The organism is Pantoea sp. X-Soil-ISGK-285 (assembly GCF_059730815.1).
In genome coordinates this window covers 3,210,589-3,226,562 of the sequence record NZ_AP035938.1, presented here as the reverse complement: position 1 = coordinate 3,226,562, position 15,974 = coordinate 3,210,589, and the positions used below count along the sequence as shown (strand labels likewise).

The window sequence follows — 15,974 nt, the reverse complement described above, 5'->3', positions numbered from 1 at the left end:
AGTTTGCAACTGATAGCCTTCACACCCCATGTGCAAAGCAAGCATACTATGGGATTGGGCAGGAAAGAGTGCCTCAGTGGTAAGAAAGCATTCTAATAAAAAGAGGCATGAATGCAAGCATTTTAATAAAAAAATGATAAAATGTAATCCCATATGGTTTTTTAAGTGAGTTTATCTATGTCAGAGATATTTGTTAGTTCATTCAGGTAATCGTTCTTATTCCTCAAAAGCCAATGAAATACTTTTGGATTTTCTAGCAGTTTCTTGATATGAGAAATGATAATTGTTAGTTTTAAGCTATTTGAGCCGTATGTTTCTTTGATTTTTTGAGTGTCAAAATGAACTTGAGCCATTTCTTTCTCAAGTCGTTCTATCGCTTTCCTGTTCGCAAGTTTTGAGTCTGATTTCTTTTTTGGGTGCTGTATAAGGTATTCAGGAGAGGAACTGTGATATAGTGATTCCGAAAATAGAGTTGAATAGTTTTCAAACTTTACCATCAAGTTCGCACATTCTATCTGTCTCAAAGGAACCATTTTCTTTAAGGTTCTAAAAGTATTAACCGGAATATCTTTATCGTTAAACAGTTCTATCACTTCCGGGCATATACCCTTCAGAACTGAGAGGTTAGATTTCAGAGACTCAACACTTATATTTAGTGCGGTGCAAAGCATTTCAACAGGAACTCCTACTCTTACAGCTTCTTTAAGCATTCGTTGGATCTGTATTATTGTTATTCGGTTAACTTTTTTATTTGGTGTGTAAGTGTCGTATGTTGTCGAAATAAGGCAATTTACTTTATCCTCACCTAACTCTTTAAGAGCCTCAACCCTAAGGTGGCCATCGAGGATTTTCACAGAATTATCTGTTTGATCAATGAAGACAAGTATTGGTTCTACTAAGCCGATGGCTAATATAGTGCTTTTTATTTGGGCGAATTTTTTACTGATTTGAAAATTTACAGGAAGCTTTTTTGTGTAAGTCAGATCAGCCAGTTTAAAACTTACTGACTTGTCATTGAAGCAGTATTTGATCATCTCACACCTCAATTAGTAGTGTTTTTAACTATGACTTTCACAACATCTTGTAGACTCTCTTCACTTACTATTTTAGAAAAGCTTTCATTGCTGGTAAGTTCTTTGAATATCTGGCCTGCAACGAGTAGTTTGATCTCTACATATTCAGCTTTATTTTTGATTTTTTTATGTTGGGAGATATTATCCTGATAAAGTTGTTGTAACTCATCAGTAGTCATTTTTTTCTTTTTCTTGGCAACACCAAAGTTATTATTAATAAATCCCTTAAGTCCTTCATCTCGTGAATCGAGTATTTCACGAATTTTACCAACATCTTTATGTTTTATTAAACCTTCATCAAAAGCTTTTATCAATAGTTCTTGACCACCCTCGAAGTCTACTCTTGCAATTTCAACAGCAAATGATATTGGTATGCATCCTGACTCAACAGCCGAAAGTAACTTATTTTCCCCTTTATTAATGAGCATGGTTAGACTTGTAATCCAGTGCAAAGATAGGCCGGTAGAGCTTGATATCTCCTTATTAGTTAATCCTTGCTCAGTCATTTCTTTTATTCGTTGAAACTGTTCCCCTGCTCTTGGAATTACTCGGGCCATATTTTCGACTAAACTCATGATGTAAGCCTGGTTTTCGTCTATATCCAATATAAAAGCCGGAATTAGCTCCTCACCCAATGCAGTCAACGATTCAAGTCTACCTTGACCGCATATCAAAGCGAAATCGTATTTTTTATCAACAATCCTTCGAATCGTTATTGGTTTTCTAAGCCCACTTGCATCAATGCTTTCAGTTATTTCTGCATGGCGAAATTTGTTCCTTGAACGAGGAATGACTACCTTTATAGAAGATATTTTAACCATATGAACATTTTGATCTTGCATTTATATGACATCCTTATTATCAGTTGATAGCATATTAAAGAATGGTTTGATATCATCAAAACGATACATTTCAAACAAAAGGTTATTGTTATCTTTGAGTTTTAATTCATTTTCAAAAAAATCTAATGACGGTAATATGTAATAATCAACAGGCTCTGTGTTGAGACTGTTCATTCTTGCAATGATACTAATTTCTGGATTTAAACTCCTGTCCAATCGCACCACCCATCTATGCTTGTTCAAACCTGTTTTTTTACATCGCGAAAGCACTATTGAGAAGCTTAAGGCTTTATTAACTGAAATCAGCTTGTTTTCAAGTATCTTCACTTCACTACTTAGAATTTCATTTTGTATTTTGTTAACAATATCACCATGTTTTTTTCGTAGGTAAGAGTTTATTTCTAAGTATTGATAATCTCGCTCAGGGGTATAATCTATTAATTTATAAGCATTGAGAAGACCTCCAAAGCGGTTTGCAATTACACTGCTTGATGGACTACCATCCTCCTCGTCTATAATAAAGCCTGATATTTTTCCATGCTTAGAAAGAATTTTTCTCAAACAATCAAGAATTTTTTCATTGCTCATTTTTATAGAACGATTATCAATTATTTCCTTGGCTAATTTGAATTTTTCTTCTGAAATGATGGGTTTAAAAAAAGAACTATACTCAATCCATTCATCTTCAGGGTTTCTAACCTTTTTTGTCTTTAACTTTTGTGATGTTCGGTTGTATGTGTATTTTCCTGTATATCTGCTATTAATAAGAATGGAGTGAATTCGACCACGTGTCCATTCTGTTTTATCGCTGAATCTATACCCCTCCTGATTAAGTCGTGAAGCGATAAGATACTCATTTAATCCGTCAAAAATGAACATATTGAAAATCTTTTTTATCAGCTCAATTTCTTTTTTTGTTCCAGGAACGAGAACTATTCTGTCTGTTTGAAGGCTCTTTCTCTCACCATGAGCGAGTATCATCTTTGATTTATTATTATTATCAAGTAACTTTCTTTTAAGCCCATATCCGGGTTTTCCTCCTTGATAGTATCCTCTTTTCACCAGGTTTACGTGTCCTGCAAATACCTTTATCGAAAGGTTTTTACTTAAGGCTCCCGCTGCGTACATAAGTGAAGAAAGTATGAATGTTTCAGTTTCACTATTTTCCGGGAGGTTTTCGGCACAATAAATGACATTCACATTGTTCATTTTGAGAAGATATTTATAGTAAATGCCTTCTTGAGGATCCTTGAATCGACCAAAACGACTTACATCGTATACAAGGACTGCATCGATATTAATAATCTTTGTTAGAACATCATTAACAAGTTTATTAAAGTCATGCCTTCCAGTAGTAGTTACACCACTCTTACCAGCATCGTCATAGGTATGTATGATTTCCATATTATGCTCATCAGCATATTTTTTTATGAATCGTGCTTGGTTATCTAAAGAAAACTCCTGGAGATTAGTAGACATCCGTAGATACTGGGCAACCCTAACCTTATGTATCTTATCAGTTTTATCAATCATTTTAGTGCCTTGATGAAACTACGTGAGAAATGAATTGGTTAAAAATTGATCATTTTTCAATCGCTTTCAACCTTTTTTTGTTTTCTGCAAGGCGGATTTTTGAGATATGGAATTAACATTTTCTCGGAAGGAACAAACGATGAGAGGTTTGAGGGTGCTAAAGAGTGGAAAGCTGGATTATCTCTTTGTGCTGGGAGTTAAACGGAACTTTTAAGTTTTGCCGTAAAAATTTTTCTTAAAAAGTATTTTATATGTAGCCTAAAAAAGAAAATTTTATAATTTTTACTTATAAAACAGAATATTAATAGATGTTTATAAGTACTGCTGCATCATCGGCGTGTGGGAAGGAAAGTCCTTTTCGGTTGGCTCTTGCATAAGGTTTTAGCTCATTTTTAATGCGGTAAATTTCTGGCGGTCAACGCCCATGAAACCGAAAGGGATTCCAGGCGCGCAGGATAATCAGATGATAACGAATAGGGCAGGGCATATGCCAGCGTGATGCACAGCCGCGATCCTGACCGGGTGTAACCTGACAGGCATCCTGGCAAATGTGGCGGCGGCTGGCGACAAAAAAGTGCCTGTTCTCATGACGCTGATGCGGGGCTGCGAGGCGGCTCGCGATTTCTGCGGCAGTTTATGGCCGGCAGGAGGGCACTGCGCCGCATCGGGAAGGGGGAAAGGTCAGTGCAGCCCGTTCTGCAGCGCCCAGACGGCGGCTTCAAGTCGGGATTTAAGGTTCATCTTTTTCAGCAGATATTTAACGTGAACCTTGACCGTGCTTTCACTGATGGCCAGCTTGCGGGCAATCGCTTTATTGGTCATCCCGTCGCTGATCAGTTGCAGAATATCGCGTTCGCGCCGGGTCAGCTGATTGATGTCGCGCGTCTGAGCAGGCTGCGCTTCACGCAACCGGGCGACCAGAATCGGGGTTAACGCCTCGCTCAGCACGATCTGACCGGCAGCAGCCTGATGCAGCGCTTTCAGTAAGGCTTCCGGTTCCATATCTTTCAGCAGATAACCATCAGCGCCGCGCTTCAACGCGCTGACCACATCCTCTTCATTATCTGAAACGCTGAACACCACTACCCGGCCAGAAAGGGCTATCTCACGCAGCTGGGTCAGGGTATCCAGTCCGTTCAGACCTGGCATATTAAGATCAAGCAGGATCAGGTCGGGATCATGCTGCTGTGCCAGCGCCAGGCCATCAATGCCATTACCCGCTTCGGCAACCACCTGCAGTCTTTCATCCAGCGCAATCAGCTGCTTCAGGCCATTGCGCAGCATGGGATGGTCGTCGATCAATAAAAGCGTAAATTTCTCTGCCGTCACAATGGCTCCTGTTCCTGTCACATACGCCAGCCCTGAGCGGGCGGAGAGCCTATCTTACCGGTGAAGCGGGGTCGCTATATACCCCCAATGGACTACTCCTTTATTTCCAGTCGGACACCCTTTTACAGAAGGCATGGGCGGCCGTGTTTAAACCCTATGATTTATAAGGGTTATCTGAATTCAGTCAACTACTTAACCAGGGTGAAGAGAGGGCGCTGCACCTCTGTAACCTGCATTGCCGTTGATTTGTATCAAGCCCGACACCACGGCGGATGCGCAGGATACGCACAATTATTATTCTGCTGATGAGAGATTTATGACCCAATCCACCTCTTTGCAAACCCCGACGCGCGGCGCGTTAATTCAGGACTGGCAACCGGAAAACGATGCGTTCTGGCAGGCGCGTGGTAAACGTATCGCCAGCCGTAACCTGTGGATTTCTGTCTTCTGTCTGCTGCTGGGCTTCTGCGTCTGGATGCTGTTCAGCACCGTTGCGGTTAACCTGAATAAAGTTGGCTTTACCTTCAGCACTGAGCAGCTCTTTTTACTGACCGCACTGCCGTCGGTTTCTGGCGCGTTGCTGCGTGTGCCTTACTCTTTTGTTATTCCCATCTTTGGAGGACGTCGCTGGACCGCCTTCAGCACCGGCATCCTGATCATTCCCTGCCTGTGGCTCGGCTTTGCCGTACAGGACAGCCAGACCTCATTCACCACTTTTATGGTGATTTCCCTGCTGTGCGGTTTTGGTGGCGCTAACTTCGCGTCGAGCATGGGCAATATCAGCTTCTTCTTTCCCAAAGCCCGTCAGGGCGGCGCGCTGGGCATCAACGGCGGCCTCGGTAACCTTGGCGTCAGCGTAATGCAGTTTGTCGCCCCGCTGGCGATCTCCTGTGCCATTTTTGGTTTTGCCGATGTGGGTCAGACCACCGTCACCGGCGACAGCATCTGGCTGGAAAATGCCGCCTGGATCTGGGTGCCGTTCCTGGCGATCGGCACGCTGGCGGCCTGGTTCGGCATGAACGACCTGGCGGCGGCGAAATCCTCGCTGCGTGAGCAGTTGCCGGTGCTGAAACGTCCCCACCTGTGGGTTATGGCGCTGCTCTATCTGGCCACCTTTGGCTCATTTATCGGTTTCTCTGCCGGTTTTGCCATGCTGACGAAGACGCAATTTCCTGATGTCGTGATCATGCATTACGCCTTTTTCGGCCCCTTTATTGGCGCGCTGGCCCGTTCAGCAGGCGGCATCATTTCTGACCGCTTCGGCGGTACCCGCGTCACGCTTGTCAACTACGTGCTGATGGCGCTGTTCGCTGCGCTGCTGTTCCTCACCCTGCCGGGTGCCGGACATGATGGCTCGTTCGTTGCCTTCTTCGCCGTGTTTATGGGCCTGTTTCTGACCTCCGGTCTGGGCAGCGGCTCCACCTATCAGATGATTGCGGTGATCTTCCGTAAGCTGACGCTGGAACGTATCAAAGCTGAGGGCGGCGACGATGCGCTGGCACAGCGTGAAGCGGCAACAGAAACCTCTGCTGCGCTCGGCTTTATCTCCGCCATTGGCGCGCTGGGCGGTTTCTTTATTCCGCAGACTTTTGGCCTGTCGCTCGCCATGACCGGTTCACCCGCCGGCGCGATGAAAATCTTCCTGGTCTTTTATCTCTGCTGCATCGCGGTGACCTGGCTGGTTTACGGCCGAAAAGCACGCGCCTGATAACGACAAAGCCGGTGTGGCGCACCGGCACAATTTCACTTTCTGTGTCGGGACAGATGCAGAGTCAGCAATGTCACATTAAGCCTTCAGGAGTATTCCGGATGAGCAAGTTTCTAGATCGGTTTCGCTATTTCAAACAGCTGGCCGAACCCTTTTCCGGCCAGCATGGCCAGACGTTAAACAGCAACCGCGACTGGGAAGATGGCTATCGCAGTCGCTGGCAGCACGATAAAATCGTGCGCTCCACGCACGGCGTTAACTGTACCGGCTCATGCAGCTGGAAAATCTACGTCAAAAATGGACTGGTCACCTGGGAGACCCAGCAGACTGACTATCCCCGTACCCGTCCCGATCTGCCAAACCATGAGCCGCGTGGCTGCCCACGCGGTGCCAGCTACTCGTGGTATCTCTACAGCGCTAACCGCCTGAAATATCCGTTGATGCGCAAGAAGCTGATTCAGCTCTGGCGCGACGCGAAAGCGCAGCACAGCGACCCGGTGGACGCCTGGGCATCCATCATCAGTAATCCTGAAAAGGCCAGAAGCTACAAACAGGCGCGTGGACGCGGCGGCTTTGTCCGCTCCAGCTGGCAGGAAGTCAACGAGATGATCGCCGCCGCGAACATCTGCACCGCGAAGACCTACGGCCCTGACCGCATTATGGGATTCTCACCGATTCCGGCGATGTCGATGGTCTCTTACGCTGCGGGCGCACGTTACCTGTCACTGATTGGCGGAACCTGTCTGAGCTTCTACGACTGGTACTGCGATCTGCCGCCGGCCTCACCGATGACCTGGGGCGAGCAGACCGACGTGCCGGAATCGGCTGACTGGTACAACTCCTCCTACATTATTGCCTGGGGCTCTAACGTGCCGCAGACCCGTACCCCGGATGCGCACTTCTTTACGGAAGTCCGCTATAAAGGGACGAAAACCGTGGCGATCACGCCGGACTATGCTGAGGTCGCGAAGCTGTGTGACCAGTGGCTGAGTCCGAAGCAGGGCACCGACAGCGCGATGGCGCTGGCGATGGGCCACGTGATGCTGAAAGAGTTTCATCTTGATCGCGAAGTTGGCTATTTCCGCGACTACGTGCGCCGTTACACCGATATGCCGATGCTGGTGCTGCTGGAACCCCGTGAGGGCGGTTTTTACGCCGCCGGCCGTCAGCTGCGCGCCAGCGATCTGGTGGATGGGCTCGGTCAGGAGAATAACCCTGAGTGGAAAACCGTCGCGATCAACGAGGCGACCGGGGAACTGACCGCGCCGCAGGGATCTATCGGCTTCCGCTGGGGCGAAAAAGGCAAATGGAACCTCGAGCAGCGTGATGGGGCGTCACATCAGGAAGTTGAACTGCAGCTCAGCCTGCTCGGCAGCCACGATGAGGTGGTCGAGGTCGGTTTCCCTTACTTCGGTGGCATTACCAGCGAGCATTTCAACAGCGTTGCGCTGGACGAAATCCTGCTGCATAAGCTGCCGGTGAAACGCCTGCAACTGGCGGATGGCAGTGAAGCGCTGGTCACCAGCGTCTACGATCTGACCCTGGCGAATTATGGTCTGGATCGCGGTCTGGATGATGCTAACTGCGCGCAAACCTACGACGACATCAAAGCGTACAGCCCGGCCTGGGCGGAGCAGATTACGGGTGTCTCCCGTCAGAACATCATTCGCATTGCCCGTGAATTTGCCGAAAACGCCGAGAAAACCCGCGGTCGTTCGATGATCATTGTCGGTGCCGGTATGAACCACTGGTATCACATGGACATGAACTATCGTGGCCTGATGAACATGCTGATTTTCTGCGGCTGCGTCGGTCAGAGCGGCGGTGGCTGGGCGCACTATGTCGGCCAGGAGAAACTCCGTCCGCAGACCGGCTGGACCCCGCTGGCCTTTGGCCTGGACTGGCAGCGTCCGCCACGCCAGATGAACAGCACCTCCTTCTTCTACAACCACTCCAGTCAGTGGCGCTATGAAACCCTGGCCACCAGCGAACTGCTCTCCCCGCTGGCGGATAAAAGTCGTTACAGCGGCAGCCTGATCGACCTTAACGTCCGTTCCGAACGTATGGGCTGGCTGCCTTCAGCGCCGCAGCTTAACGTCAACCCGCTGCACATCGCGGCGCAGGCGAAAGCCGCCGGTCAGTCGCCGCTGGATTACACCGTGGAAAGCCTGAAGCAGGGCACCATGCGGTTTGCCGCTGAACAGCCGGACGATCCGCAGAACTTCCCGCGTAATCTGTTTGTCTGGCGCTCCAATCTGCTCGGCTCATCCGGTAAAGGGCATGAGTACATGCTGAAGTATCTGCTGGGCACGGAAAACGGCATTCAGGGTAAAGATTTAGGCCAGCAGGGCCGCGTGAAGCCGGAAGAGGTGGAGTGGCTGGATCAGGGTGCCGAAGGCAAACTGGATCTGGTGGTCACACTCGACTTCCGCATGTCGAGCACCTGTCTCTACTCCGATGTCGTGCTGCCAACGGCGACCTGGTATGAAAAAGACGATATGAATACCTCGGATATGCATCCGTTTATTCATCCGCTTTCGGCGGCCGTCGATCCTGCCTGGGACTCAAAAAGTGACTGGGAGATCTACAAAGGCATCGCCAAAGCCTTCTCCGATCTCTGCCCGGGTCATTTAGGCGTTGAAACGGACGTCGTTACTCTGCCGGTGTTGCATGACTCGCCCGCGGAACTGGCGCAGCCTTTTGAGGCGAAAGACTGGAAAAAAGGCGAATGCGATCTGATTCCGGGTAAAACCGCGCCACACATTATGGTGGTGGAGCGCGACTATCCGGCGACCTGGGAGCGCTTTACCTCGCTGGGACCGTTGCTGGAGACCCTGGGTAACGGCGGCAAAGGTATCAGCTGGAACACCAGCAAAGAGGTCGATTTCCTCAAGCAGCTGAACTACGTCAAAGCGGATGGCCCGGCAGCGGGGCGGCCGAATATCGACACGGCGATCGATGCGGCAGAAGTGATCCTGGCGCTGGCACCGGAAACCAATGGTCAGGTGGCGGTGAAAGCCTGGCAGGCACTGGGCGTGATTACCGGTCGTGACCACACCCACCTGGCGCTCAATAAAGAAGATGAAAAGATTCGCTTCCGCGATATCCAGGCGCAGCCGCGCAAAATTATCTCCAGCCCGACCTGGTCAGGGCTGGAAGATGAACATGTCTCTTACAACGCCTGCTACACCAACGTTCATGAGCTGATCCCGTGGCGAACCCTGAGCGGCCGTCAGCAGCTCTATCAGGATCATGAGTGGATGCGCGCCTTTGGCGAGAGCCTGATGGTCTATCGTCCGCCAATCGATACCCGCGCGGCGAAGCCGTTGCTGAACAGCAAACCCAACGGTAACCCGGAGAAGGCGCTGAACTTCCTGACGCCACACCAGAAGTGGGGCATTCACTCCACCTACAGCGACAACCTGCTGATGCTGACACTGTCGCGCGGCGGACCGATTGTCTGGATGAGTGAAGATGACGCCCGTGAGCTGGGTATTGTGGATAACGACTGGATCGAGGCGTTCAACGCCAACGGTGCGCTGACCGCACGTGCAGTAGTGAGCCAGCGCATCCCGGCGGGTATGACCATGATGTACCACGCGCAGGAACGTATCGTGAATATCCCTGGCTCGGAGATCACCAGCCAGCGCGGCGGGATCCATAACTCGGTGACGCGGACCTGCCCGAAACCGACCCATATGATCGGCGGTTATGCGCAGCTCTCCTGGGGCTTTAACTACTACGGCACCGTCGGCTCTAACCGCGATGAGTTCGTGGTAGTGAGAAAAATGAACAACGTTAACTGGTTAGATGGGGAAGGCAACGATGCCTGCCAGGGCAGCCAGCAGGAGGTAAAACCATGAAAATTCGTTCACAGGTCGGCATGGTGCTGAACCTCGACAAATGTATCGGCTGCCACACCTGCTCGGTGACCTGTAAAAACGTCTGGACCAGCCGCGAGGGCATGGAGTACGCCTGGTTTAACAACGTCGAGAGCAAGCCTGGTGTCGGCTATCCGCACGCCTGGGAAGATCAGCAGAAGTGGAAGGGTGGCTGGATCCGTAAGATCAACGGTAAGCTGGAGCCGCGCATGGGGAGTCGCATCGGCCTGCTGTCGAAGATCTTCGCCAACCCGGATGTGCCCGCGCTGGATGATTACTACGAACCGTTCGATTTTGATTATCAGCATCTGCACAATGCGCCCGCCGGTAAGCATCAGCCGATTGCGCGTCCGCGCTCGCTGATCACCGGTCAGCGGATGAAAAAGATCGAAAACGGCCCGAACTGGGAAGAGATCCTCGGCGGCGAGTTTGCCAAACGTTCGCAGGATAAGAACTTCGATAACATCCAGAAGGAGATTTACGGTCAGTTTGAGCACACCTTCATGATGTACCTGCCGCGCCTGTGTGAGCACTGCCTCAACCCGGCGTGTGTGGCGACCTGCCCAAGCGGCGCGATCTACAAACGTGGCGAAGATGGCATCGTGCTGATCGACCAGGATAAATGTCGCGGCTGGCGGATGTGCCTCACCGGCTGTCCGTACAAGAAGATCTACTTCAACTGGAAAAGCGGCAAATCAGAAAAATGCATTTTCTGTTATCCGCGCATTGAAGCGGGCCAGCCCACCGTCTGTTCAGAAACCTGTGTCGGCCGTATCCGCTATCTCGGCGTGTTGCTCTATGATGCTGACCGCATTGAACAGGCGGCCGCAGCGGAAAACGAGAAAGATCTCTATCAGAGCCAGCTGGATATCTTCCTTGATCCCAACGATCCGGCGGTGATTGCGCAGGCGCTGAAAGATGGCGTTGCGCAGAGCGTGATTGATGCAGCACAGCGTTCACCGGTCTATAAAATGGCGATGGAGTGGAAGCTGGCGCTGCCACTTCACCCTGAATACCGCACGCTGCCGATGGTCTGGTATGTGCCACCACTGTCACCGATTCAGTCGGCGGTGGATGGCGGGGCGCTGGCGCACACCGGCGTGCTGCCGGATGTGGAAAGCCTGCGCATTCCGGTTGAGTATCTGGCGAACCTGCTGACCGCAGGCGACACCGCACCGGTGCTGCTGGCACTGAAGCGGATGCTGGCAATGCGTCATTACAAACGCGCAGAAAGCGTGGACGGTGAGCATGATATCCGGGCGCTGGAGCAGGTCGGCCTGACCGAAGCGCAGGCGCAGGAGATGTACCGCTATCTGGCGATCGCGAACTATGAAGATCGCTTTGTGGTGCCCTCCAGCCATCGCGAACTGGCGCGTGAAGCCTTCCCGGAAAGCAAAGGCTGCGGCTTTAGCTTTGGCGATGGCTGTCACGGCAGCGACAGCAAATTCAACCTGTTCAACAGCCGCCGTATTGATGCCATCGACGTCAGTAAGAAAACCATTCGTCCGGAGGATGCCTCATGATGACGTTACGGATTCTTTCGCGGCTGCTGGACTACCCGGACGAGGCGCTGTTTACCCACTCTTCCGACCTGATCGCGGCGCTGGATGACGCCACTGAACTCAACCTGCAGCAGAGCGCACGGCTGGTGCGGTTTATCAATCAGCTCTGTGCCCGGCCACTGCTCGACGTACAGGCTGACTACTGCGAACTGTTTGATCGTGGCCGCGCCACCTCGCTGCTGCTGTTTGAACACGTGCACGGTGAGTCACGCGATCGCGGTCAGGCGATGGTTGATCTGCTGGAACAGTATCGTACCGATGGTCTGGAGCTGAACAGCAAAGAGCTGCCCGATTTCCTGCCGCTCTACCTGGAGTATCTCGCCTGTAAAAGCGATGAGGCCGCGCGTCAGGGACTGGACGACATCGTGCCTATCCTGGCCTTGCTGGCGGCGCGGCTTGAAGAGCGTCAGAGCCCCTACGCCGATCTCTTCACAGTATTACTGACGCTATCCGGTAGCGCAGTTGATCCTGCGGCCCTCAAGCCACAGGTGGCGCAGGAAGCGCGCGACGATACGCCGGCAGCACTGGATGCTGTCTGGGAAGAGGAGCAGATTAAATTTCTCGGCGAACAGGGCTGCGCCTCGGCGCAGCAGGCGATGCATCAGCGTCGCTTCGCCGATGCGGTCGCGCCGCAGTATCTGGACATCGCCGCGGCGACGGCGCGTACCACAGGAGAATCAGCATGAATTTTATTAACACTTTCTTCTTCGATATTTACCCTTATCTCGCCGGAACGGTCTTCCTGGTGGGAAGCTGGCTGCGCTATGACTACGGGCAGTACAGCTGGCGTGCCGGTTCCAGTCAGATGCTGGACAAAAAAGGGATGCGTCTCGCCTCCAACCTGTTTCACATCGGCATCATCGGTATTTTCTTCGGTCATATCGTCGGGATGCTGACGCCGCACTGGATGTATGAATCCTTCCTGCCGATCGACGTGAAGCAGAAACTGGCGATGATTGCCGGTGGCCTGTTCGGGGCGATGACACTGCTGGGCGGTGGACTGTTGCTGAAGCGCCGTCTGACCAATCCACGGGTGCGGGCGACCAGTAGCGTCGGTGATATTCTGATCATGACCCTGCTGGTGGCTCAGGCGACGCTGGGCCTGCTGACCATTCCCTTCTCCGCCCAGCATATGGACGGCAGTGAAATGATGAAGCTGGTGGGCTGGGCGCAGGCGGTGGTGACCTTCCACGGTGGCGCTTCGCAGCATCTCGACGGCGTGGCGTTTATCTACCGCGTGCACATGGTGCTGGGAATGACGCTGTTCCTGCTGTTCCCGTTCTGCCGGCTGGTGCATATCTGGAGCGCGCCGGTTGAGTATCTGACCCGTCGTTATCAGCTGGTGAGAAACCGCCGCTAAGTGCATGATGGTTGCGGGGCAGAGAGAGCCCCGCAGCCATTTTAGCCCACGGCTGCCTTGACGTTTTTTTAAGATTTTGCCCTGTATGTCATTGCGCTGAACGTCTACTATTACCGCATCTGAAATTACCCCTCGTTTATGGATAACCGATGCGCCTCAAGTTAGCCTTCCTTGCGTTCATCCCGCTTCTGGCCTCCTGCAGCAGCAAACCTGAAGTCCCGTCCCAGCAGAAGATGCTGGCTGCGCCACAGGGCGGTTTTTTACTGCAGCCGTCGCACAGCGGACAGGCGATGTTTGGCGACTTTGCCGGTAACCCGGCAGCAGAGCAATTTATCGATAAGATGGTGGAGAAGCATGACTTTGACCGTCAGCAACTGCACAACATCATCGGTCAGGCCAAACGACTGGATTATGTGCTGCGACTAATGGACCGTCAGGCACCAAGCTATACGCCAGCGCCAGGACCTAATGGCGCCTGGATCCGCTATCGCAACAAGTTCATTACGCCCGATAACGTGCAAAATGGGGTGGCGTTCTGGAATCAGTATCAGGATGCCCTGCAACGCGCACAGCAGGTTTATGGCGTGCCGCCAGAAATTATTGTGGGCATCATTGGCGTGGAAACCCGCTGGGGTCGCGTGATGGGGAAAACGCGGATTCTGGATGCGCTTGCGACCTTATCCTTTAACTATCCGCGCCGCGCAGAGTACTTCAGCAGCGAGCTGGAAACCTTTCTGTTGATGTCGCGCAAAGAGCAGGATGACCCGCTGGCGCTGAAAGGCTCCTTTGCCGGGGCGATGGGCTATGGTCAGTTTATGCCCTCCTCTTACAATGATTATGCGGTTGATTTCAACGGCGACGGTCATGCAAACCTGTGGGATCCGGAGGATGCTATCGGCAGCGTGGCGCACTATTTTCAGAAGCATGGCTGGCGTAGCGGCGAAAACGTGGCGGTACCGGCCAGCGGTCAGGCACCGATGCTGGAAGATGGCTTCAAAACCCGTTACAGCGTGAGCATGCTGGCGGCGTCAGGATTGTCACCACAGGGCTCGCTGGACGGTAACGATCAGGTCAGTCTGCTACGCCTGGATTTGGGCACCAGCTACCAGTACTGGTACGGCTTACCCAATTTCTATGTCATTACCCGCTACAACCACAGTACCCATTATGCGATGGCGGTGTGGCAGCTGGGTGAGGCGGTGAGCAAGGCGCGCCAGGGCGGCCTGTTATAAAGGCTATCCTTGTTAACTGTAAGGTTATATGATGACGCCCTTTTTCAGGCCACACAGCCACTGATATTTCTGGAGTCATTATGTCTTTACCTGCCTGCCCGGCTTGTCACGCCGATTACACCTGGCAAGATGGCGATAACCTTAACTGCCCCTCCTGCGGTCACATCTGGACCGAGGGAGAAGGTGACAGCAGCAACGCATCACTGGAAGTGCGTGATGCCAACGGCAATCTGCTGGCAGATGGCGACAGCGTCACGGTGATCAAAGATCTCAAGGTGAAGGGCAGTTCTTCATCGCTGAAGATCGGCACTAAAGTGAAAAGCATTCGTCTGGTTGAAGGGGACCACAACATCGATTGTAAAATCGACGGTTTTGGCCCGATGAAATTAAAATCTGAGTTTGTGAAAAAGAACTGAGATCGGGGGCGCAGAGATGCGCCCGCTTTCCTGCTTAGCTGAACAGCTTATCAATTGCGGCACACTGCTCCGCATTCAGCGTGCCACCGTAGTTTCGTGAGCCGCTGCTCATCGAGTCATAGCGCCGTGCCACGGCCGTTTTAATTGTCGTTACGAAATCATCTCCGATACTGTAAATCGCCATCAGACGGCCGATCTGCTGCTGCAGGCGCGTCAGCTCCGGCAGATTGCCACTTCGCCATGCCGTCATCATCTGCGCAAAGTACTCCGGCACAATATTATTCAGTCCTGAAATTACGCCGGCACCGCCCGCCAGCAGGTTCGGGAGCAGGTACTCGTCATACCCCGACAGTACGGCGAAATCGCTACGCACCTTGCGGGTCTCTTCAATCATCATCCGGTTATGCGACAGGCAATCCACCGTATCTTTAATGCCGGCGAAGTTGGGCAGCTTTGCCGCCAGGGCAGCAATCAGCGCGGGCGTCAGGTCGCAGCCGGTGCGTGCCGGAAAGTTGTAGGCAAACCATTTACCACCGAGCTGCGCGTCCAGTGCTTCGAAGTAGTGCATCAGCTGGTTTTGCGTCTGGCCATAATAGTAGGGCGGCAGCACCATCACCGCGTCAAAGTCATTTTTCCAGGCGGCTTCAGCCAGCTCCAGCATGTCAGGAATGCAGGTTGCCGAGACGTTCGCGACCATCTTCAGCGATGACAAGGGTCTGGTTTCCTGAATCAGTTGTAAGCGTTCCTGCTGCGTCAGTGAGGCGAACTCGCCAATACTGCCCATCACCAGTAAGGTATCGATACCGGAGTCATTGAGGCGGGAGAAATGTCGCCCGAGCGCATCAATATCGACCGCACCCTGCGCATTGAACGGGGTGACTGAAGGGCACCAGACACCGGCAAAGGGCGATTTTTCACTCATAAATGACTCCTGAATCGGATGTTAAAAAAATGAAACAGTGTTTTAACTTAATGACTCCGGCCGGTCTCTGCCAGCGCATGATTCAAAAATGAGCAACGGGTCGCACTTTTTCCTCT

At 51.6% G+C, this 15,974-nt stretch carries 12 protein-coding genes; 7 read left to right on the top strand and 5 right to left on the bottom strand.

The genetic code is table 11. The features are described 5' to 3' along the window. Positions 1 to 161: 161 nt before the first annotated feature. The 4 genes from AC6I8B_RS15225 to narL all read right to left on the bottom strand — a co-directional run bounded on the left by AC6I8B_RS15225 (position 162) and on the right by narL (position 4,732). On the bottom strand, positions 162 to 1,034 hold the full coding sequence (locus tag AC6I8B_RS15225; protein WP_497817488.1) for a ParB/RepB/Spo0J family partition protein: 873 nt from the start codon (positions 1,032 to 1,034) through the stop codon (positions 162 to 164). Between the two features lie 8 nt (positions 1,035 to 1,042). Next, positions 1,043 to 1,915 (bottom strand): ParB/RepB/Spo0J family partition protein, encoded by an 873-nt coding sequence (locus tag AC6I8B_RS15220; protein WP_497817487.1) that lies wholly within the window; start codon positions 1,913 to 1,915, stop codon positions 1,043 to 1,045. Continuing rightward, positions 1,916 to 3,448, bottom strand: coding sequence for a recombinase family protein (locus tag AC6I8B_RS15215; protein WP_497817486.1), 1,533 nt, complete (start codon positions 3,446 to 3,448; stop codon positions 1,916 to 1,918). It lies immediately after the preceding gene. Between the two features lie 681 nt (positions 3,449 to 4,129). Continuing rightward, entirely contained in the window at positions 4,130 to 4,732 is a 603-nt protein-coding gene (gene narL, locus AC6I8B_RS15210; RefSeq protein WP_050442355.1) for a two-component system response regulator NarL, read from the bottom strand. A gap of 361 nt (positions 4,733 to 5,093) precedes the next feature. On the opposite strand from narL, the gene AC6I8B_RS15205 reads away from it, so the two are divergent. The 7 genes from AC6I8B_RS15205 to AC6I8B_RS15175 all read left to right on the top strand — a co-directional run bounded on the left by AC6I8B_RS15205 (position 5,094) and on the right by AC6I8B_RS15175 (position 14,936). Next, positions 5,094 to 6,485 (top strand): NarK family nitrate/nitrite MFS transporter, encoded by a 1,392-nt coding sequence (locus tag AC6I8B_RS15205; RefSeq protein ID WP_010248529.1) that lies wholly within the window; start codon positions 5,094 to 5,096, stop codon positions 6,483 to 6,485. Between the two features lie 101 nt (positions 6,486 to 6,586). Continuing rightward, positions 6,587 to 10,348: a nitrate reductase subunit alpha gene (locus tag AC6I8B_RS15200; RefSeq protein ID WP_010248527.1), complete on the top strand. Its 3,762-nt coding sequence runs from the start codon at positions 6,587 to 6,589 to the stop codon at positions 10,346 to 10,348. Next, on the top strand, positions 10,345 to 11,889 hold the full coding sequence (gene narH / locus AC6I8B_RS15195; RefSeq protein ID WP_010248525.1) for a nitrate reductase subunit beta: 1,545 nt from the start codon (positions 10,345 to 10,347) through the stop codon (positions 11,887 to 11,889). Before AC6I8B_RS15200 ends, narH begins: the two co-directional genes overlap by 4 nt. Further along, positions 11,886 to 12,614: a nitrate reductase molybdenum cofactor assembly chaperone gene (gene narJ / locus AC6I8B_RS15190; RefSeq protein ID WP_157353609.1), complete on the top strand. Its 729-nt coding sequence runs from the start codon at positions 11,886 to 11,888 to the stop codon at positions 12,612 to 12,614. Before narH ends, narJ begins: the two co-directional genes overlap by 4 nt. Further along, the gene (gene narI, locus AC6I8B_RS15185; RefSeq protein ID WP_010248521.1) at positions 12,611 to 13,288 is read left to right on the top strand and encodes a respiratory nitrate reductase subunit gamma; all 678 of its coding nucleotides are present in this window, start codon (positions 12,611 to 12,613) and stop codon (positions 13,286 to 13,288) included. Before narJ ends, narI begins: the two co-directional genes overlap by 4 nt. Positions 13,289 to 13,437: 149 nt before the next feature. After that, complete coding sequence (mltB, locus tag AC6I8B_RS15180; RefSeq protein ID WP_031594452.1) at positions 13,438 to 14,520, top strand: lytic murein transglycosylase B; 1,083 nt, start codon at positions 13,438 to 13,440, stop codon at positions 14,518 to 14,520. 80 nt (positions 14,521 to 14,600) lie between these two features. Further along, a complete protein-coding gene (locus AC6I8B_RS15175) occupies positions 14,601 to 14,936 on the top strand; it encodes a zinc ribbon domain-containing protein YjdM (protein ID WP_033770017.1) in 336 nt (111 codons plus the stop codon). A gap of 34 nt (positions 14,937 to 14,970) precedes the next feature. On the opposite strand, the gene AC6I8B_RS15170 is transcribed toward AC6I8B_RS15175, so the two are convergent. Beyond that, entirely contained in the window at positions 14,971 to 15,858 is an 888-nt protein-coding gene (locus tag AC6I8B_RS15170; protein ID WP_060680816.1) for a dihydrodipicolinate synthase family protein, read from the bottom strand. Positions 15,859 to 15,974: the final 116 nt, after the last annotated feature.

Coding starts and splice junctions, on each gene's coding strand:
- AC6I8B_RS15225 (WP_497817488.1), bottom strand. CDS start 1,034: ATGATCAAATACTGCTTCAATGACAAGTCAGTAAGTTTTAAACTGGCT.
- AC6I8B_RS15220 (WP_497817487.1), bottom strand. CDS start 1,915: ATGCAAGATCAAAATGTTCATATGGTTAAAATATCTTCTATAAAGGTA.
- AC6I8B_RS15215 (WP_497817486.1), bottom strand. CDS start 3,448: ATGATTGATAAAACTGATAAGATACATAAGGTTAGGGTTGCCCAGTAT.
- narL (WP_050442355.1), bottom strand. CDS start 4,732: ATGCTGCGCAATGGCCTGAAGCAGCTGATTGCGCTGGATGAAAGACTG.
- AC6I8B_RS15205 (WP_010248529.1), top strand. CDS start 5,094: ATGACCCAATCCACCTCTTTGCAAACCCCGACGCGCGGCGCGTTAATT.
- AC6I8B_RS15200 (WP_010248527.1), top strand. CDS start 6,587: ATGAGCAAGTTTCTAGATCGGTTTCGCTATTTCAAACAGCTGGCCGAA.
- narH (WP_010248525.1), top strand. CDS start 10,345: ATGAAAATTCGTTCACAGGTCGGCATGGTGCTGAACCTCGACAAATGT.
- narJ (WP_157353609.1), top strand. CDS start 11,886: ATGATGACGTTACGGATTCTTTCGCGGCTGCTGGACTACCCGGACGAG.
- narI (WP_010248521.1), top strand. CDS start 12,611: ATGAATTTTATTAACACTTTCTTCTTCGATATTTACCCTTATCTCGCC.
- mltB (WP_031594452.1), top strand. CDS start 13,438: ATGCGCCTCAAGTTAGCCTTCCTTGCGTTCATCCCGCTTCTGGCCTCC.
- AC6I8B_RS15175 (WP_033770017.1), top strand. CDS start 14,601: ATGTCTTTACCTGCCTGCCCGGCTTGTCACGCCGATTACACCTGGCAA.
- AC6I8B_RS15170 (WP_060680816.1), bottom strand. CDS start 15,858: ATGAGTGAAAAATCGCCCTTTGCCGGTGTCTGGTGCCCTTCAGTCACC.